Here is a 19,268-nt window from a genome sequence, read left to right as displayed (position 1 = left end):
TGATTCTGATTTTGCGTCTAGACGCTGTCGCGCATCCGCGTTCGGATCGATTAAGGTGAGAAGCCTGTCGCCAAGTCAAGCAGGCGAGCGAGGCTTGCACGCGCGGTCGCCTTGCGTAATTGGATGGCACGGAACGACGCGCAGGCGCTAGGATATCAGCAATATTCTTCGCCGCAGAAAATCGACGGGAGCAAACATGGATCTGAAATTCTCCAAGGTGACGCGCAGGGGTCCCATCACCATCGTGACGCTGTCGCGGCCCGAGGTCTACAACGCGCTGCATATCGACGCGCATTTCGAGCTCAACAAGGTGTTCGACGAGTTCTCCGCCGATCCCGAGCAGTGGGTCGCGATCGTCACCGGCGCCGGCGACAAGGCGTTCTGCGCCGGCAACGACCTGAAATGGCAGGCTGCCGGAGGCAAGCGCGGCTGGGACAAGGGCGGCTTCGCCGGCCTGACCACCCGCTTCGACTGCGACAAGCCGATCATCGCCGCAGTCAACGGCGTCGCGATGGGCGGCGGCTTCGAGATCGCATTGGCCTGCGATCTGATCATCGCCTCCGAGAATGCGACCTTCGCCCTGCCCGAGCCGCGCGTCGGCCTCGCGGCGCTGGCCGGCGGCCTGCACCGGCTGCCGCGCCAGATCGGGCTGAAGCGCGCCATGGGCATGATCCTGACCGCGCGCCATGTCAGCGCCAAGGAAGGCCTCGAACTCGGCTTCGTCAACGAGGTGGTGCCGCAGGGCGAGGCGCTGGCAGCCGCCGAGCGCTGGGCCGAGACCATCACCAAGAACTCGCCGATGTCGATCCGCGCCTCCAAGCAGGCGATCCAGAAGGGCCTTGAAGTGTCGCTGGAGCAAGCGCTGGCTGAGCAGCGCGACTATCCGGCGGTGAAGGCGATGGCCGCCTCGCGGGATTACATCGAGGGCCCGAAGGCGTTTTCGGAGAAGCGGCCGCCGAAGTGGCTGGGGCGGTAGCACGTCCCTTCTGTCATTCCGGGGCGATGCGAAGCATCGAAGCCGAAATCTCGAGATTCCGGGTCTGGTGCTGACGCACCATCCCGGAATGACGGCGATCCTGTCATGACGACGTAGGATGGGTAGAGCGCAGCGAAACCCATCTACGCTTGCCGCGTGTCGTGATGGGTTTCGCTGCGCTCTACCCCATCCTACCTTTCGAGTTCCCGCTTGTATGATGCGTAGTTCGGCTGGTCGACGGCGAGCTTGTCCAGCGTGGTCTGCCAGAGATGCTCCGATAGCCCCGGCGTTTTCAGATCGACCTCGCCACCTGCGATCTTCTCCGACAGCACGCGGTTCAGCTCCATCAGCGTCCCGTCGGTGCCCAGCAATTGCTTCAGCCGCGCGGCCTCGGTCGCATCGCCGGCCTCGGCGAGCGCGAGCTGCCGCGTCACCAGGTCGAGCGCGTTGATGCCGACGCGCAGCTTGAAGCCGTTGTGCCCCTTGATCGCGGGCGCGATCTCGCTGCGCAGGAAGTCGGCGACGGCCTTGATCAGTTCGGTGGGTGTCGGTTCGTCCTGCATGTCACTTGCTCTCTTTCTTGCGCATGATCGATTCCGAAGACCGGCCTCCACGTTCCGGGATCATGCGCGCGGCGCCAGCAACCGCAGCAGATCGATCTCGGTCTCCGACGCGCGCCGCCCGATCATCGCGCGCTCCATCGAGTGATCCGGGCCGCTTCGGAAGCGCTGCATCATGCCGCAACACATCACGCCCCAGCGCAGCGTGCCCATCACTTCCCAGAACATCACGCGCTCGGGGTCGGCCCTGCGGCCGGCTTCCTCATAGCCCGCGAACAAATCTTCGCGCGTGCCGAAACCGCCGACCGGCTTGTCGATCTCGCCGAAGCGCCATGAGTTGACGCAGATCCATCCGAGATCCTCCATCGGATCGCCGGTATGCGCGAGCTCCCAGTCGAGCACCGCGCGCACCCCGTCGGGACCGATGATCAGATTACCGTGGCGGAAATCGCCATGCACCAGCGTCGTCTCCGACGACGGACCGGGATCGTGATCGCGCAGCCAGCGCAGCGCCAATTCGAACACCGGCCGCGGCCAGTTGAAGCTGTGATACTCGCGGGAGAGATCCTCGATCTCCCTGGTCGCGGTCAGGCTGCGCAGCTTCGGCAGCTTGGCCTTCGGCAGGCCATGGATGCCGGCGATGACGCGGCCGAGCTGGCGGGCGAGAATCGGCCGCGCGCCGGCAAATCCCTCGTCGCGCAAAATTTTCCGCGCGATGGTCTCGCCTTCGACCCGCGCCATGATGAAGCCGCGGCCAAGGCCGTCCTCCGGCCTCAAGACATGCATCACCTTCGGCGACGGCAGGCCCGCGTCATGCGCGAGCTGCATCAGCGTCGCCTCGGCATCGAGGCCGGCGGCGCGGCCCGGCGCGGCACCGTAGCCCGGCGGCGCGCGGCGCAGGATCGCGCCGACAGTGCCGTTCGGGTGCACGATGTCGAACGACCAGGTCTCCTGGCTGGCGCCGCCGGAGAGTTTTGCGGCGCCGGTGACGCCGGTCGCGCCGGGATGAAACGAGGCGACGCAGCGGGTGAGTTCGGTCTCGATCATTTGCCCTTGAACTTCGCCGGCCGCTTCTCGAGGAATGCGGTGACACCTTCCTTGAAATCCTCGGCGCTGCCGGCAAGGCGCTGCGACTCGAATTCCAGATTGAGCTGATCCTCGAGGGTATTTTCCGGGCTGTCCCAATAGAGCTTTCGGATCAGCGACAACGCCACCGTCGGGCCGTTGGCGAGATCGTGCGCGAGCTTCATGGTTTCTTCCATCAGCGCGGCGTCGTCATAGACGCGGTTGACGAGGCCCCACTCCAGCGCCTTCTCGGCCGGCAGCCGCTCGCCGAGCAGCGACAGCTCGACCGAGCGCGCCTTGCCGATCAGCCGCGGCAACAGCCAGGTCGAGCCGCAATCCGGCACCAGGCCAATGCGGCGGAATGCCTGCAGGAAATACGACGAACGCGCGCACAGGATGAGGTCGCCCATCAGGGCGAAGCTCATGCCGGCGCCGGCGGCCGGACCGTTCACCGCCGTCACGATCGGACAGTGCAGCTTACGCAATCGGCGCAGGAACGGATGGAACGCGGTCTCCAGCGCCGCGCCGGCATTGCTCTTGCCGGGCTTCTGCTGGTTGCGGCCCTGCAGATTGGCGCCGGTGCAGAAGGCGCGGCCCGCGCCCGTGATCACCAGGCAGCGCACCTCATCGCGCCTGTCGTCGATCGCATCGAGCGCTTCGGCAAGCCCGCCCAGCATGTCGATCGAAACCGCGTTCATGACTTCCTGGTGGTCGAGCCTCAGGATCGCGACCGATCCGTCGAAGTCGAGCGTGACGTGCTTGAACTGCATGGTTTCCTCTTCACGTTGTTTCGGCGGTGGGTACCGCGGTAGGTCGATGCTTCGACCCATATTTGATTTTTGTGCCGGGCTTGTCCATGGTCGGCGGCAAGCCCATCCGTGAACGCGTGATTAGCGCGCACCAAACCAAATGGAAACCCCAATGAGTGGCATCTTCGATCTCACCGGCCGCGTCGCTGTCATCACCGGCGGCAACGGCGGCATCGGCCTCGGCATCGCGCAGGCGCTGAACGCCGCCGGCTGCAACGTCTCGATCTGGGGCCGCAACGCGGAAAAAAACGCCAACGCCGCGGCCTCGATGAAGGCCGGCCCCGGCAAGGTCGCGACGCAATTCTGCGACGTCAGCGATCCCGGCTCGGTCAAGACCGCGATGAAGGCAACCCTGGACACCTTCGGCCGCGTCGACGGCTGCTTCGCCAACGCCGGCATCGGCGGCGGCGGACGTAGAGCCTTCATCGACCGCACCGAGGAGGAATGGCGCAAGATGTTCGCGACCAATCTCGACGGCGTGTTTCACGTATTCCAGGCTGCGGCACGCCACATGACCGACCGCGCCGAGGCCGGCGACAAGTTCGGCCGGCTGGTCGCCACCTCGAGCCTCGCCTCGCTGTTCGGCACCGCGCGCAATGAGCACTATGCCGGCACCAAGGCGGCGCTGAACGCGCTGTGCCGCGCACTCGGCGTCGAGCTCGCGCGCCACGGCGTCACGGCGAACGCGATCCTGCCCGGCTGGATCAAGAGCGACATGACCGCCGGCATCATGGCCAACGACAAGTTCGTCGCCAATGTGATGCCGCGCATCCCCCTGCGCCGCTTCGGCGAGCCAAGCGATTTCGGCGGCATCGCCGTCTACATCATGAGCAAGGCGTCGTCCTATCATACGGCGGATTGCTTTGTGATCGACGGCGGGTACACGGCGTTCTAGCCCGGCTCTTGCCGCATCAACGCCGTCGTCACGGCGAAGGCCGGGACCCATACGCCGCGGCGGATGTTGTGAACGGGACTCGTCGTACCAGCATCGCACCACAAATGACATCGGTAGTTATGGGTCCCGGCCTTCAACGGGACGACGCTGAATATGTGGCGCGCGGTTGAGTCATACATCCGCGCCCTCGCGGCGCAGTTGCGCGGCGTGGAATGACGGCCGGAGAGCGACGGATAGAACAACGCGCGACGCAGCGTCGCTTCCGTCGCGGCAAAACTGCTGCTAGCGTTTGAGCCGCAAGGGACGCAATGAGGCGGCTTTTAACAAGCAGGGAGGATATTTCAGATGTTTTCACACGTGATGGTTGGCACCAACGATCTCGACAAGGCCAAGGCATTTTATGATGCGCTGCTTGGCACGCTTGATGTCCGGCCGGCCCGGGTTGACGGTCACCGCATCATGTACCTCACCAAGGCCGGCATTTTCATGGTGTCCAAGCCGATCAACGGCGAACCGGCGACGCATGCCAATGGCGGCACGATCGGCTTTGCCTGCTCTTCGCCGGAGCAGGTCCATGCCTGGCACGCGGCCGGCGTCGCCAATGGCGGCAAGCCTTGCGAGGACCCGCCGGGCGTACGGGAAGGTTCTGGCGTGAAGCTCTATCTCGCCTATCTGCGCGACCTCGACGGCAACAAGATCTGCGCGATGCATCGGATGAGCTAACCGGCCTCCGCCGGACTCTTTTCACGCTGTACGCGGCGGCGTTCAAACAACGTTTGAAACGCCGTCGCGAAATTCCGCGATGCGGTAGCGGTGATCGGAAAATCGGTACTCGCGCTTCGCGTCGCACGCGTCTATTGTCCGCCGCGAAACGCGCCTTCGCGAGGGAGAAAAGACAGTGAAACATGCCTATGTGCCGCGCACCACGAACTACACGCTCAGTCCAGGCGACGAGCTCAATGACCTGCGCATGTCGGACAAGGTCCGCCCGCTCTACGACCATGTGAAGCAGTTCATCCGCGACACGGTCGACCCGATGTCGGTCGAGTTCTATCGCGCCGGCGAGAAGAAGACCAACCGCTGGAGCTTCACGGACGAGCAGCTCGCGATCCTGCAGAAGGCCAAGGACAAGGCCAAGGAAGTCGGCCTCTGGAACTTCTTCCTGCCCGATGCAGAAACCGGCGAAGGCCTCAACAACCTCGACTACGCCTACATCGCCGCCGAGCTCGGGAAGAGCCCGCTGGCCTCCGAGACCATGAACTGCTCGGCGCCCGACACCGGCAACATGGAGGTGCTGGAGCGCGTCGGCACCAAGGCGCAGAAGGAGAAGTGGCTGAAGCCGCTGCTCAATGGCGAGATCCGCTCGGCCTATGCGATGACCGAGCCGAACGTCGCCTCCTCCGACGCCAAGAACATCTCGACCACCGCAAAGCTCGTCGGCGACGAGTGGGTGATCAACGGCGAGAAGTATTACATCTCCGGCGCCGGCGATCCGCGCTGCAAGATCATGATCGTGATGGTGAAGACCAATCCCGACGCCGCGCCGAGCAAGCAACAGTCGCAGATCCTGGTGCCGATCGACACCCCCGGCGTCGAGATCCTCGGGCCCATGCACGTGTTCGGCCACGACCACGCGCCGCGCGGCCACATGCATCTGCGCTTCAACAATTGCAAGGTGCCGAAGGAAAACATGCTGCTCGGCGAAGGCCGCGGCTTCGAGATTTCGCAGGTCCGCCTCGGACCGGGCCGCATCCATCACTGCATGCGCACCATCGGCAAGGCCGAGAAGGCGCTCGACATGATGGTGCAGCGTGGCCTGACCCGCGAAGCGTTCGGCAAGAAGATCGCCCATCTCGGCGGCAACATGCAGATCATCGCCCAGGCTCGTTGCGAAATCGAGGCGATGCGGCTGATGGTGCTGAAGGCGGCCAAGGCGATGGACGTGCTCGGCAACAAGGAAGCCCGCGTCTGGGTCTCGATGGTCAAGGCCATGGTGCCCGAACGCGCCTGCAAGCTGATCGACCAGGCGATCCAGATGCACGGCGCCACCGGCATCTCGCAGTGGTCGCCGCTCGGCGAAATGTACCAGGACGTCCGCCATCTCCGCTTCGCCGACGGTCCGGACGAGGTGCACTGGATGGTGGTCGGCCGCCACGAACTGAGCATGCCGTAGTCGCTTCTTCTCCTTCTCCCCGCTCTTGCGGGGAGAAGGCCGGGATGAGGGGCTGCCTCCGCAAGCACGGTGAGAGATAGTCTCGCGGAGAATCCCCCTCACCCGGATCGCATCTGACGATGCGATCCGACCTCTCCCCGCAGGCGGGGCGAGGTAAGGGAAGAGCGCTCCAAGGAACAAACAAGCAAGTCTGCAAGGCGGGTTCGCGCGAGCGTGTCCCGCCTTTTACTTTGCTGTCCGGTCGCGGCGGGTTACGCTCCCCTAACCCGCCCTACGAACTTCCGGACATTCCCATGGAATATTCCCCAAGCGACCTCACCCAACGCGAACGCTACAAGGTGCTGACCTCCTTCGTGCTGCCGCGGCCGATCGCCTGGGTGACGAGCACGAGCGCGGACGGCGTGGTCAATGCGGCGCCGTTCTCGTTCTTCAATGTGTTCTGCGAGGATCCGCCGCTCTGCATGTTTGCGGTCAATCGCCGGCCCGACGGCCGCGAGAAGGACACCCTGGTCAACATCCAGCGTCTCGGCGAATTCGTGGTCAACCTGACCGACGAGCCGCTGGCGCGCGCGATGCATGAGACCTCCGGCGACTTCCCGCCCGAGATCGGCGAGCCCGATTATCTCGGCCTGAAGCTCGCGCCCTCAAGCAAGATCGCAGTCCCTCGCCTCGCCCAGGCGCCGTTCGCGATGGAGTGCAAGACCTGGAAGCTGATCGACGTCAATGGCGACCGCCAGCTGATCATGGGCGAAGGCATCCATTTCCACATTCGCGACGAATTGTGGGACCGCGAGGCGATGCGCGTCCACATGGAGCGCTACCACCCGATCGGCCGCATGTTCGCCGACCGCTACTGCCGCACCGACGACCGCGTGGTGTTTCCCGCGGCCGAGGGCACAAAGAAATAGAGGATCAGACAATGAGCGAAACATTCCGCGACAACGAAGCGCAGAGCCGGTTCGAGCTCGCCGTCGACGGCTCAACCGCTTTCGTGGTCTACCGAAAGACGCCGGACACGATCACGCTTGTGCACACCGAGGTGCCGCCGGAGCTTGGCGGCCGCGGGATCGGCTCCAAGCTCGCACGCGCCACGCTCGACGCCGTCCGCGCGCAGGGCATCAAGCTCGTCGTGAAATGCGAATTCATCCAGGGCTTCATGAAGAAGCATCCGGAGTATGACGATCTGTTGGGGTGATCGCAGGGCGGGTTGGCAAAGCTGTCATTTCGTCATGGCCGGGCTTGTCCCGGCCATGACGCGTTTCGTCACGACGCCACCGGCTCGCCGATCTTGTCCTGCGTCTTCGTTTCGAAATCGCTGGCGTCGTGGCGCTCATGGAGCTGGCTCGACGGCTCGCCCCAGGTGCGGTTGACCATGCGTCCGCGCTTCACCGCGGGCCGTGCCGCGATCGCATCGGTCCAGCGCTGCACGTTCTTGTAGTCCTGCACCGAGAGGAATTCGCCGCCGCCGTAAAGCAGACCCTTGGCGAGGCTGCCGTACCAGGGCCACACCGCCATGTCGGCGATGGTGTAGACATCGCCCGAGAGATACTCGTTGTCGGCGAGCCGGCGGTCGAGCACGTCGAGCTGGCGCTTCACCTCCATCGCGAAGCGGTCGATCGCGTATTCGATCTTGGTCGGCGCATAGGCGTAGAAATGGCCGAAGCCGCCGCCGAGATAGGGCGCGGCGCCCATCTGCCAGAACAGCCAGGAGAAGGTTTCGGCGCGGGTCTTGACGTCGGTCGGCAGGAACGCGCCGAACTTTTCCGCGAGGTACACCAGGATCGAGCCCGACTCGAACACCCTGATCGGCTCCTTTCCGCTGCGGTCCATCAGCGCCGGGATCTTCGAGTTCGGATTGACCGCGACGAAGCCGCTGCCGAACTGGTTGCCGTCGATCTTGATCAGCCAGGCGTCGTATTCCGCGCCCTTGTGACCCGCCGCCAGCAGCTCTTCCAGCATCACGGTGACCTTGACGCCGTTCGGCGTCGCCAGCGAGTAGAGTTGCAGCGGATGGCGGCCGACCGGCAGTTCCTTGTCGTGGGTGGGACCGGCGATCGGCCGGTTGATGCTGGCGAAGCGCCCACCGCTCTCCTTGTTCCAGGTCCAGACTTTCGGCGGCTCGTAGGCAGGAATGTCATTCACGTCGTTGGCTCCCGATTCATGTTCTTGCCAGGTGGCGCGGCGGCGCCGTGCCCATCCCCATGTCCGCACTAGATGGTGCGCGGGCTGCGCTTTGCCCACCCCGCGGATCGCATTTTCTATCCAGCGGAATGCGCTGCGAGGGATGCAGCCGGAGCAGCGCCTGCACGCAAGATCGCCGTGGCCGAAACCCGCTTGGCTTCGCGGACCGTGATGCGCTAGCGTTGCAGCGGCTGACGCCAACAAGCACAAGAAGCAGCCGCCGGGAGAGAACCAGTCCATGAAATCACCGATCTGCGATATGCTGGGGATAGACTTCCCCCTGCTCGCTTTCAGCCATTGCCGCGACGTGGTAGCGGCGGTCAGCCGCGCCGGCGGTTTCGGCGTGCTCGGCGCGACCGCGCATTCGCCGGAGACCCTGGAGCAGGAGTTGAAGTGGATCGACGCGCATGTCGACGGCAAGCCCTATGGCATCGACGTGCTGATCCCGGAAAACATCTCGACCGCCGGCGAGAAGAACGTCACCTGGAAAAGCCTCGAGGCGCGGGTCTCGCAGGAGCATCGCGACTTCACCCGCAATCTCTTGAAGAAATACGACATCGAGCTGACCGGCCGCAACGTCGCCGACAACCAGCCGCAGCCGTTCGACGCCGAGACCGCGCTGCAACTGCTCGAAGTCTCGTTCCGGCATCCGATCCGGCTGATCGCGAATGCGCTCGGCGTGCCGCCGAAGGCGATGATCGAGATGGGGCGCAAGCACGGCGTGCCGGTGGCGGCGTTGGTCGGCTCCAAGGAGCACGCGCTGCGCCAGGTCGCGGCCGGTGTCGATATCCTGGTCGCGCAGGGCACCGAAGCCGGCGGCCATTGCGGCGAGGTCTCGACCATGGTGCTGGTGCCGGAGGTGATCAAGGCGGTCAAAAAGATCCGCGACGTGCCGGTGCTCGCCGCCGGCGGCATCATGACCGGCAGCCAGATGGCGGCCTGCATGGCGATGGGCGCGGCCGGCGCCTGGACCGGCTCGGTGTGGCTGGCCACGGTGGAATCGGAGACGTCGGAGATCTTCCGCGAGAAGATGATCGCGGCCTCCTCGCGCGACGCGGTGCGCTCCAAGGGCCGCACCGGCAAGCCGGCGCGGCAGCTCCGCTCGGTCTGGACCGATGCCTGGGACCGCTCGCCGGAAAGCCCCGGCGCGCTGCCGATGCCGCTGCAAAGCATCATCAGCCGCGACGCCTTCAACGCGATCGACCGCGCCGCAGCTGGTGGTAACGAGAAGGCCCGCGACCTCGTCAGCTATTTCGTCGGCCAAGGCGTCGGCCTGATCGACAGCGTCAAATCCGCCGGCGCCGTGGTGCAGGAGTTCAAGGAAGAGTTCGTCGAAGCTGTCGAGCACATGAACGCGCTGGTGGCGGAGTGACGATCCCTCCCCGCCGTCATTGCGAGGAGCAAAGCGACGAAGCAATCCACCTTTCCCCGTGTCGGAGCATGGATTGCTTCGCTTCGCTCGCAATGACGCCCATAACAACCATCGAGTCCAAGACCGCAGAGTGAACCAACAAGAATGTCGAACAGCATCCCCGAAGACCGCATTCCCGTCATCGTCGGCGTCGGCGAGATCGTCGATCGACCGAAGGACATCGCCGCCGGCCTCGAGCCGCTCACGCTGCTTGAGGAGGCGCTGAAGCGCGCCGAGGCGGACAGCGGCGCCAGGCTGCTGTCCGACGTGCAGTCGCTCGACGTCGTCAACTTCCTGAGCTGGCGCTACCGCGATCCCGAGAAGCAGCTCGCCGCACGGCTCGGCATTCAGCCTTCGCATCTCTATTACGGCCCGGTCGGCGGCGAGAGTCCGATCCGCTATCTGCACGAGGCTGCGCAACGCATTGCGCGCGGCGAATGCAGCGTCGCCGCGGTCTGTGGCGCGGAGGCGCAGTCGACGGCGACCAAGGCGCAGCGTGCCGGCGTGGAGCTGCCGTGGACGCCGTTCGCGCACGACGTGGAGGAGCCGAAGCGCGGCGCCGCGTTCCAGAAGCCGATGGCCGTGAGCCTCGGCGTGTTCAGGCCGATCACGGTCTATCCGCTCTATGAATCCGCAACATCGGCGCATTGGGGCCAGACGCCGCGCGACGCGCTGAAGGAATCGGGCGAGCTATGGTCGACCTATGCGCGCGTCGCGGCCGACAATCCGAACTCGTGGCTGAAGAAGACCTTCACCGGCGACGAGATCACCACGGCCACGCCCGACAACCGGATGATCGCCTGGCCGTATACAAAGCTGATGGTGGCGAACCCGACGGTGAACATGGGCGGCGCGCTGATCCTGACCAGCCTCGCGAAGGCGCGCGCGGCCGGCGTGCCGCAGGACAAGCTGATCTATCCGCTCGGCGGCGCCTCGGCGGAAGAGCCGCGCGACTATCTGATCCGCGATCAGTTCGTCGAAAGCCACGCGCAGACCGCGGTGCTGAAGGCGGTGATGGATCTCGTCGGCGGCGATGGCAAGAAGTTCGACGCGATCGAGCTCTATAGCTGCTTCCCCTGCGTACCCAAGATGGCGCGCCGGACGCTCGGCCTCGGTGCCGACGTGCAGCCGACCGTGACGGGTGGTCTGACGTTCTTCGGCGCGCCGCTCAACACCTACATGACGCACTCGGCCTGCGCGATGGTGCGCAAGCTCCGAAGCGGCGGCACGCTCGGCCTGCTCTATGGCCAGGGCGGCTTCGTCACCAAGCATCATGGCCTCGTGCTGTCGCGCGCGGCGCCGAACGTCGCGCTCAAGCAGGACACGTCCGTGCAGACGGAGGCCGACCGCAACAGGCGCAACGTGCCCGACTTCACCGCCGAGGCTGCGGGAAAGGGCAAGATCGAGGCCTTCACCGTGATCTATCGCGCCAATGGCGAAGTCGAGCATGGCGTCACCATGCTGCGCACCGAGGACGGCCGGCGCACGCTCGGCCGCATCCCGGCGAGCGACACGGCGACGCTGGCCTATCTGCAGGACATGGACCGCACGCCGGTCGGTACCACCGGCGACATCGTCACCGCCGGCGATGGCATGCTGGAATGGCGGGTGGGCTGACAATTCCTACCACGCCGCAAAATCCGCCGTCATCCTGAGAGTCTGACTCATAAATCACCCAACCTTAGCTGCAGCCGCGAGTCTGCGGGTCAGGAGCCTGATGTGCAATCAGCAGCCAGGCAGCTTCGGTTGCCACCGTCGCCTCGAAGTCCTTGGCGAGGCGGCGGCATCTGCCGAACCAAGCGAATGTGCGTTCAACCACCCACCGCCTCGGCAGAAGCTGGAAGCCTTTGACGCCTTGAGGCCGCTCGACGATCTCGACAGTCCATGGACCGCAGTCTGAGAGCGCGTCGAGGAGTTGATTTCCGCGGTAGATCCGGTCGGCAAAGACGTGGCGCAGCCGGGGGAAGTTCATCCGCACGTTCTTCAGCAGCGGTACGGCGCCATGGCAGTCCTGAACGTTGGCGGGATGAACATGAACCCCAAGGAGGAGGCCATTGGTATCCGTCACAATGTGCCGCTTGCGGCCGTAGATGCGCTTGCCTGCATCGTAGCCGCGCGGTCCACCAGCTTGGGTGGTTGGCGCACTTTGACTGTCGATCACGGCTGCCGTCGGCTTCGGTGTCCGTCCAAGCTTTTTTCGCGCCCGGCGGACAAGCACGCTGACAATCCTCTGCCACCGGCCTGTATCCCGCCATCTATAAAAATAGCCCTGCACCGTCGAATAGGGCGGGAGCTCCTGCGGCAACGCCCGCCACTGGCAGCCGGTCGAAACGATATAGAGGATCGCTTCGATCACACGACGCAGCTCCGTCTTACGCGGCCGGCCGCGCCGGTTCGCTCGCGGCAACAGGCGTCTGATCACCGCCCACTCCGCATCGGTCATATCGCTTGCATAACGCAGATCGTCCCGCCGATATTGCTCCCGAGTGATCTTGGTCCAGGGCATCGTGCTCTCCCTCGAATCTTTGCAAATCCGATGGAATCACACCCCACTGAGATCACTCACCCATTTTTCAGTCAGGCTCTGAGGTGCGAGCGGAGCGAGCCTCGAAGGATGGGCTGCGAACACCGTCGTGATCCCATCCTTCGAGGCGCGCAAGGGCGCGCACCTCAGGATGACGGCAGCGCAAGCGGCTTGAGGTGAGAGGCAGGAACGAGCTTACCTGTCCTCCCCTACCCCTTCACGTCCTGCTTTTCGGATGCCGTGGTCGGCTTGCCCTTGGCGCCGGCACCGGTGACGCGGACATGGTCGCCGTCGGCGAGGCCGTCCGGCGGGGCGGTGATGATGCGATCGTCGGGCGCGAGGCCGGTGGCGATCTCGATCTCCTTGCCGAGGTCGCGGCCAATCTTCACGGTCTTGAACAGCACCTTGTCGTCAGGACCGACGGTTGCGACCCGCAGGCCACTGCTGTTGAAGATCAGCGCGCTGGCGGGAATGCTGAGCGGCGTGGATTCGCGCTGCAGATTGAGCTTCACGCTGGCATAGCTGCCCGGCATCAATTCGCCGGAGGAGTTGTCGAGCCCGAGTTGCATCCGCGTCGTGCCGGAGGCGACATCGACCGCCTGCGAGGAGGCTTCCACCGTCGCCTGGAAGGTGCGGTTCGGGTAATCCGGCAGCGCCAGCGTCGCCTTGGCGCCGATCTTGATCGCCGGGACGTAGTTCTGCGGCACGTTGACATAGACGCGCAGCTTGGTGATGTCCGAGATCGTGAACATCGCCGGGCCCGAGTTGCCGCCGGCGTTGATCAGCGCGCCGACGTCGGTGTCGCGCGAGGTCACCACGCCGTCGAACGGCGCCGTGATCTTCTTGTATCCGGCGAGCGCTTCCAGCCGCTCGACATTGGCCTGGCCGGCCTTGACCGCACCGTTCTTGTTGGAAAGGTCGGCGGTGCGCTCGTCGATCTCCTGGGCGGAGACGAAGTTCGAGGCCACCAGCGTCTTGCGCCGGTTCAACGTGGCCTCGGAGAGCTTGGCCGAGGCCTGGGCGCTGGCGAGATCGGCGCGCGCCTGCAGCAATTGCTGGTCGAGGTCGGGCGCCTCGATCTCGGCGATCACCTGGCCGGCCTTGACGCGGGCGCCGATGTCGGCGTCCCAGTTCTTGAGATAGCCGGACACCCGGGCATAGATCGGCGCGCGGGAATAGGCCTCGAGCCGGCCCGGCAGGTCGATCGTGGGGCTCAGCGCCTTGGCATTGGGCAGCGCCACCGCGACGGTCGGAATGGCCTGGTCGTCGGTCCATTCCTTCAGCCGCGTGTCCTGTTCCTCACGGGCGCGGATCCCGGTGCCGACGATCAGGCCCGCCCCTACCAGGGCCACCACGCCGAAGATGCCCAGCTTCCGGCGTGAGACCGGGGGGCGCTTTTCAGTGGGCGGCATGCGGAATCTCCGATGAGGCGGCGGCTTTGGCGCCTTGCTTCTTGTGTACCATACTGAATACCACGGGAACAAACATCAGCGTCGCGAAGGTGGCGAAGATCAGGCCGCCGATCACGGCGCGGCCCAACGGCGCGTTCTGCTCGCCGCCCTCGCCCAGCCCCAGCGCCATCGGCGCCATGCCGATGATCATGGCAAGCGCGGTCATCAGCACCGGGCGGAACCGGACGAAGCCGGCTTCCAGGGCGGCCGCGACGGGATCGCCGAGTTCCTCATAGCGCTCGCGGGCGAAGCTGATCACGAGCACGCTGTTGGCCGTCGCCACACCCATGCACATGATGGCGCCGGTGAGCGCCGGAACCGACAGCGTGGTCTCCGTCGTGAACAGCATCCAGACAATGCCGGCGAGCGCAGCGGGCAGCGCCGTGATGATCACGAACGGGTCCGACCAGGACTGGAAGTTCACGACGATCAGGAAGTAGATCAGCACGACGGCGCCGAGCAGGCCGAACAAGAGGCCGGTGAAGGCCGAGTTCATGGTCTGCACCTGGCCGAGCAGCACCACGGACGAGCCCTTCGGCACCTCCTTGGCAGTGTCGGCGATCAGCTTGCGCACGTCGGTCGCGACGCCGCCGAGATCCCGGCCTTGCGTCGTGGCGTAGATCTGCACCAGCGACTGGATGTCATATTGCGACACCACCGCACTCGAGGTCGCGCGCTTGATGTCGGCGATGCCGCCGAGGATCGGTGCCTGGGCGTTGCCGGTCGCGGTGATCGGCAGGGTCTGCAGCGCGCTCAGCGAGTCGATCTGGTATTGCGGCGTCTGCATCACGATCGAATACGACACGCCGTTATCGGGATTGAGATAATAGGTCGGCGCCACCTGCGAGGAGCCGGCGAGGTTGACCACCAGCGAGTTGGTGACGTCGCGCTCGGTCAGGCCGACATATTGTGCGCGGGTGCGGTCGACATCGATGTTGAAGGTCGGGTTGTTCGGCGACTGCTGGATCCGCGCATCGGCGATGCCGGGGATGCGCTTGATCCCGGCCAGCAGCTTGTTGGCATAGGCGAAGTTGGCCTCGAGATTGGCGCCGCGGATCTGCAGGTCGATCGGCGCCGGCGCGCCGAAGTTCAGGATCTGGCTGACGATGTCGGCCGGCAGGAACGCGAAGCTGGTGCCCGGGAACAGCCGCGGCAATTGCTCACGCAGTGCGCGGACATGCTGTTCGGTCGGCTTGTGGCCTTCCTTGAGGCGTATCTGGATGTCGCCGTCCTGCGGACCGATCACGCCGGTGTTGTTGTAGGTCATGTTGATGCCGGAGATCGGCATGCCGATGTTGTCGGTCATGGTCTCGATCTCGCCGGGCACCAGCTTGCGGATCGCCTTCTGGATGTCGGCGAGCTGGTTGGCGGTCTCCTCGACGCGGGTGCCGACCTGGGTGCGGACATGCATCAGGATGTTGCCGGCGTCGACCGACGGGAAGAAGTTGCGCCCGAGGAACGGCACCAAGAGGAACGACGCGGCGACGACTGCGAGAAAGCAGCTCACGAACACCGTGCGATGACCGAGCGCCATCGCGAGCAGGCCACGATAGCCGCTGCGGATGCGCTCGAACCGCGCCTCGAAGCCGCGCTGGAACCAGACCAAAGGATTGCGCGACTTCGGCGGCGCGCCCTCATGATGCACATGCGCCTGCAGCAGATAGTTCGCCATGGTCGGCACCAGGGTGCGCGACAGGATGAACGACCAGATCATCGCGAACATCACCGCTTCGGCCATCGGCACGAACAGGAAGCGCGCCACGCCGGTGAGGAAGAACATCGGCACGAACACGATGCAGATACAGAGCAGCGAGACGAAGGCCGGCGTCACGATCTGGTTGGCGCCGTCGAGGATCGACTGCTCGACCGGCTTGCCCTGCTCGAGGTGATAATTGATGTTCTCGATCGTCACCGTGGCGTCGTCGACCAGGATGCCGACCGCGAGCGCGAGGCCGCCGAGCGTCATGATGTTCAGCGTCTCGCCGATCAGGGACAGCATGATGATGGCGCCGAGCACCGACAGCGGGATCGACACCGCGATGATGACGGTCGAGCGCCAGCTGCCGAGGAACAAGAGGATCATGATGCTGGTGAGCAGCGCGGCGATCACGCCCTCGAACGCGACGCCGGTGATCGCGCCGCGGACGAACACCGACTGGTCGCCGATGAAGCCGATCTTCAGCGCGTCCGGCATCTGGTCCTTGACCTCGATCACCTTCTGCTTGATGCCGGAGATGATATCGAGCGTCGAGGTGGCGCCGGCCTTCAGCACCATCATCAAGACCGAGCGGTTGCCGTCGACATGGACGATGTTGGTTTGCGGCGGATTGCCGTCGCGGACCGACGCGACGTCACGCACATAGACCATCGCGCCGTTGACCTGCTTGATCGGCAGGTCGCCGAGCTCCTCGAGCCGCAGCGGCGAGTTGTTGAGGTTGATGGTGTATTCGAAATTGCCGATCTTCTGCGTGCCGACCGGCGTGATCAGGTTCTGCGCGGCGAGCGCATTGGCGACGTCCTGACCCGACAGGCCGCGCGCCTGCAGCGCGGTCGAATTGAGATCGATCTGGACCTGGCGCTGCTTGCCGCCGAACGGATACGGGATCGCCGCACCAGGCACCGTGACCAGCGGCGTGCGCAGCTGGTTGATGCCGATATCGGCGAGGTTCTGCTCGGTCAGTCCCTCGCCCGACAGCGCGACCTGGATGATCGGAACCGTCGAGGCGCTGTAGTTCAGGATCAGCGGCGGCGTCGCGCCCGGCGGCATCTGCTTGAGCAGGGTTTGCGAGATCGCGGTGACCTGCGCATTGGCGGTGCGGATGTCGACGTTGGGCTGGAAGAAGATCTTGATGATGCCGACGCCGTTATAGGAATTGGCGACGATGTGCTCGATGTCGTTGACGGTCGTGGTCAGCGCGCGCTGGAACGGCGTGGTGATGCGGCCGGACATCTGGTCCGGCGGCAGGCCGGTGTACTGCCAGACCACGCCGATCACGGGGATGCGGATGTCTGGGAAGATGTCGGTCGGCGTGCGCAACGCCGCCAGCGGTCCGATAATCAACAGCAGGATCGCGAGCACGACGAAAGTATATGGCCGGCTCAGCGCGATACGGACCAGTGCGATCATAAAACAAGCGTTCCCGAAATGAAGCCCGCCCAGGCAGAGGAATCGACATTGCAAAAGCCGTTCCGTAGCGGCCGATTTACCCGATGCCGGGCAAAACGCCAACCCGCGGAGCCGCGGCGGCTTTCACTTCCTCGGCATAGTGCGTGAGGCTGCGCGCTCCGAGCGACCATGCCGGGCGCAGTGCCGCCGATCGCGTGCGGATCATCGTCAAAAAGAGACGGCTCTGCTGCGAATGCGAGCCGGCCGAGGATGCTATTTCGGCCGACGCGAGGTTAACGCATCGCTGCTCTGCGAAAATGTAAAACGTGGTGGGCCGGGTCAGCCCACCACGTCGGCATCGGTTAGGCGAAGGATGGCGGCCGCCCGAGCGGCGCCGCCGGATCAGGCGGCGCGGACGGCGTCGAGGAACTTGCTGACCTCGAGCTTGAGGCGGCTGCTGTCGCCCGAGAGCGATTGGGCCGCCGACAGCACCTGGCTCGACGCCGAGCCGGTCTCGTTGGCGCCATGCTGGACGTCGGTGATGTTGGCCGAGACCTGCTGGGTGCCCTGCGCCGCCTGTTGCACGTTGCGGGAGATTTCCTGCGTCGCCGCGCCCTGCTCTTCGACCGCGGCCGCAATGGTGGACGAGATTTCCGACAGCCGTTCGATGGTCGAGGAGATTTCCTTGATCGCGCCGACCGACTCCTGGGTCGCGGTCTGGATGCCGGCGATCTGCTGGCCGATCTCGCCGGTCGCCTTGGCGGTCTGCTCGGCCAGCGCCTTCACCTCGGACGCCACCACGGCGAAGCCGCGGCCGGCGTCGCCGGCGCGTGCCGCCTCGATGGTGGCGTTCAGCGCCAGCAAATTGGTTTGGCCGGCAATGGTGTTGATCAGCTCGACGACGTCGCCGATCCGCGCGGCGGCCTTCGACAGCTCGCTGACGCGATCGTTGGTGGTGCGCGCCTGGCCGACGGCATCGCCGGCCATCCGTGCCGACTCCTGCACCTGGCGGCTGATCTCGGTCACCGACGACGACAGCTCCTCGGTCGCCGACGCCACCGACTGGACATTGGTCGAGGCCTCCTCGGACGCCGCGGCAACCGAGGTGGTCAGCTCCTGCGAACGCCGGGCGGTCGACGACAGCGTGCCGGCGGAGGCTTCGAGCTGGGTCGAGGCCGACGACACGGTCTGCACGATCTCGCCGATCATCTGTTCGAAATTGCGGGTGATGGTGTCGACCCGGCGGCCGCGCTCGATCTTGGCTTCGGCGTCGGCAGCCGCGGCTTCATCGGCCGCCTTCTTGGCGACCAGGGCTTCCTTGAACACCTGCAGCGTATCGGCCATCGCGCCGATCTCGGTCTTCTCGCCCTGATGCGGGACGTTTGCGGTCAGGTCGCCGCGGCCCAGCGCCTGCATCGGGCTCACGATCGAGGCGATGCCGGCCGAGACGTCGCGGATCATCAGGAAGCTGACGCCGACGCCGACGATGATGGCGGCGCCAAGGATCATCGCAAGCAGCATGACGGCCGACGCGTAGCTGTTTGCCGCCTCCTGCGCCGCCTTGTCGGCGCCGGCATTGTTGAGCTCGATGTCCTTGCGCAGGATCTCGTCGGCCTCGAGGCCGATCTTGTTGACGGTCTTGGCGTTCAGCTCATGCGCATCGTGCGGGGCCTTGCCGACATCCCTGCGCGACAGCGCCATCACCTCCTCGGTTCCCTTCTTGTAACGGGTCCAGGCATCGACCCATTGATCGTAGAGCGCGCGCTCCGCGGGGGTCGCGATCAGTGGCTCGTAGATCGCGCGGACCTTGAGGTTGGCGTCGACCACCGAGGTCAGGGTCTTCTCCTGCGCGAGCTTGTCCTCCAGCGTCTCGGACAGCATGTGCTCGCGGATCACGTTGCGATAGGTGATGACGCCGGCGCGCAGATCGCCGAGCGCACGCACGCTCGGCAGCCAGCTCGTCGTGATGTCGACAGTGTTGGCGTTGATCGACCGTAAATTCACGACCGCGAGCAGGCCCATGCCCGTCATCGCGACAAGCAGGAACGCAACCACGGCAATAATCTTGGCGCGGATCGAGAATTTGGCGAACATCGTGGGGGTCTCTTGATATCGGG

16 protein-coding genes are annotated in these 19,268 nt (G+C 65.1%); 8 read left to right on the top strand and 8 right to left on the bottom strand.

The annotated features are described in order from the left end of the window. Positions 1-196: 196 nt before the first annotated feature. Positions 197-976 carry an enoyl-CoA hydratase-related protein gene (locus ACVMIH_RS41055; protein ID WP_057015737.1) on the top strand — a complete coding sequence of 260 codons (780 nt, stop codon included), beginning with the start codon at positions 197-199 and terminating at the stop codon, positions 974-976. Between the two features lie 191 nt (positions 977-1,167). Here ACVMIH_RS41055 and ACVMIH_RS41050 read toward each other — a convergent pair whose 3' ends face one another. Genes ACVMIH_RS41050 through ACVMIH_RS41040 form a run of 3 tightly spaced genes read right to left on the bottom strand, consistent with a single transcriptional unit; the run spans position 1,168 to position 3,371 of the window. Then, entirely contained in the window at positions 1,168-1,539 is a 372-nt protein-coding gene (locus ACVMIH_RS41050; RefSeq protein ID WP_057015738.1) for a DUF6285 domain-containing protein, read from the bottom strand. A 60-nt stretch (positions 1,540-1,599) separates the two neighbouring features. Continuing rightward, the gene (locus tag ACVMIH_RS41045; RefSeq protein ID WP_057015739.1) at positions 1,600-2,583 is read right to left on the bottom strand and encodes a phosphotransferase family protein; all 984 of its coding nucleotides are present in this window, start codon (positions 2,581-2,583) and stop codon (positions 1,600-1,602) included. Continuing rightward, on the bottom strand, positions 2,580-3,371 hold the full coding sequence (locus ACVMIH_RS41040) for an enoyl-CoA hydratase/isomerase (RefSeq protein ID WP_057015740.1): 792 nt from the start codon (positions 3,369-3,371) through the stop codon (positions 2,580-2,582). Before ACVMIH_RS41040 ends, ACVMIH_RS41045 begins: the two co-directional genes overlap by 4 nt. Positions 3,372-3,522: 151 nt before the next feature. Here ACVMIH_RS41040 and ACVMIH_RS41035 point away from each other — a divergent pair, with 151 nt between their 5' ends. The 5 genes from ACVMIH_RS41035 (at position 3,523) to ACVMIH_RS41015 (ending at position 7,673) form a co-directional block, all read left to right on the top strand. Next, positions 3,523-4,305 (top strand): SDR family NAD(P)-dependent oxidoreductase, encoded by a 783-nt coding sequence (locus ACVMIH_RS41035; protein ID WP_016845858.1) that lies wholly within the window; start codon positions 3,523-3,525, stop codon positions 4,303-4,305. A 345-nt stretch (positions 4,306-4,650) separates the two neighbouring features. Further along, entirely contained in the window at positions 4,651-5,028 is a 378-nt protein-coding gene (locus tag ACVMIH_RS41030; RefSeq protein ID WP_057015741.1) for a VOC family protein, read from the top strand. A 175-nt stretch (positions 5,029-5,203) separates the two neighbouring features. Continuing rightward, positions 5,204-6,478: an acyl-CoA dehydrogenase family protein gene (locus ACVMIH_RS41025; RefSeq protein WP_057015742.1), complete on the top strand. Its 1,275-nt coding sequence runs from the start codon at positions 5,204-5,206 to the stop codon at positions 6,476-6,478. Positions 6,479-6,771: 293 nt separating this feature from the next. Next, positions 6,772-7,386 (top strand): flavin reductase family protein, encoded by a 615-nt coding sequence (locus ACVMIH_RS41020; protein WP_057015743.1) that lies wholly within the window; start codon positions 6,772-6,774, stop codon positions 7,384-7,386. An 11-nt stretch (positions 7,387-7,397) separates the two neighbouring features. Further along, a complete protein-coding gene (locus ACVMIH_RS41015; RefSeq protein ID WP_050386047.1) occupies positions 7,398-7,673 on the top strand; it encodes a GNAT family N-acetyltransferase in 276 nt (91 codons plus the stop codon). A gap of 68 nt (positions 7,674-7,741) precedes the next feature. Here the strand turns inward: ACVMIH_RS41015 and yghU are convergent, their stop codons facing one another. Then, positions 7,742-8,620: a glutathione-dependent disulfide-bond oxidoreductase gene (yghU, locus tag ACVMIH_RS41010; RefSeq protein ID WP_057015744.1), complete on the bottom strand. Its 879-nt coding sequence runs from the start codon at positions 8,618-8,620 to the stop codon at positions 7,742-7,744. Positions 8,621-8,897: 277 nt separating this feature from the next. Here yghU and ACVMIH_RS41005 point away from each other — a divergent pair, with 277 nt between their 5' ends. Next, a complete protein-coding gene (locus tag ACVMIH_RS41005; RefSeq protein ID WP_057015745.1) occupies positions 8,898-10,031 on the top strand; it encodes a nitronate monooxygenase in 1,134 nt (377 codons plus the stop codon). Positions 10,032-10,175: 144 nt separating this feature from the next. Then, positions 10,176-11,687, top strand: a complete 1,512-nt coding sequence (locus ACVMIH_RS41000; protein ID WP_456866278.1) for an acetyl-CoA acetyltransferase — start codon at positions 10,176-10,178, stop codon at positions 11,685-11,687. A gap of 54 nt (positions 11,688-11,741) precedes the next feature. Here ACVMIH_RS41000 and ACVMIH_RS40995 read toward each other — a convergent pair. From ACVMIH_RS40995 to ACVMIH_RS40980, 4 genes are all read right to left on the bottom strand, one after another. After that, positions 11,742-12,576, bottom strand: a protein-coding gene (locus ACVMIH_RS40995) for an IS5 family transposase (protein WP_456866275.1) whose coding sequence is annotated in 2 segments (ribosomal slippage) — positions 11,742-11,787 and positions 11,786-12,576 — 837 coding nt in all. Because the reading frame shifts where the segments join, the coding sequence is not laid out codon by codon here. 227 nt (positions 12,577-12,803) lie between these two features. After that, a complete protein-coding gene (locus tag ACVMIH_RS40990) occupies positions 12,804-14,006 on the bottom strand; it encodes an efflux RND transporter periplasmic adaptor subunit (RefSeq protein ID WP_057017653.1) in 1,203 nt (400 codons plus the stop codon). Continuing rightward, positions 13,993-17,172 (bottom strand): efflux RND transporter permease subunit, encoded by a 3,180-nt coding sequence (locus ACVMIH_RS40985; protein ID WP_057017652.1) that lies wholly within the window; start codon positions 17,170-17,172, stop codon positions 13,993-13,995. Before ACVMIH_RS40985 ends, ACVMIH_RS40990 begins: the two co-directional genes overlap by 14 nt. 381 nt (positions 17,173-17,553) lie before the next feature. Then, on the bottom strand, positions 17,554-19,245 hold the full coding sequence (locus ACVMIH_RS40980) for a methyl-accepting chemotaxis protein (RefSeq protein ID WP_057017651.1): 1,692 nt from the start codon (positions 19,243-19,245) through the stop codon (positions 17,554-17,556). Positions 19,246-19,268: the final 23 nt, after the last annotated feature.

The organism is Bradyrhizobium sp. USDA 4503 (assembly GCF_054055815.1).
This window is presented reverse-complemented; position numbering and strand designations above follow the sequence as displayed.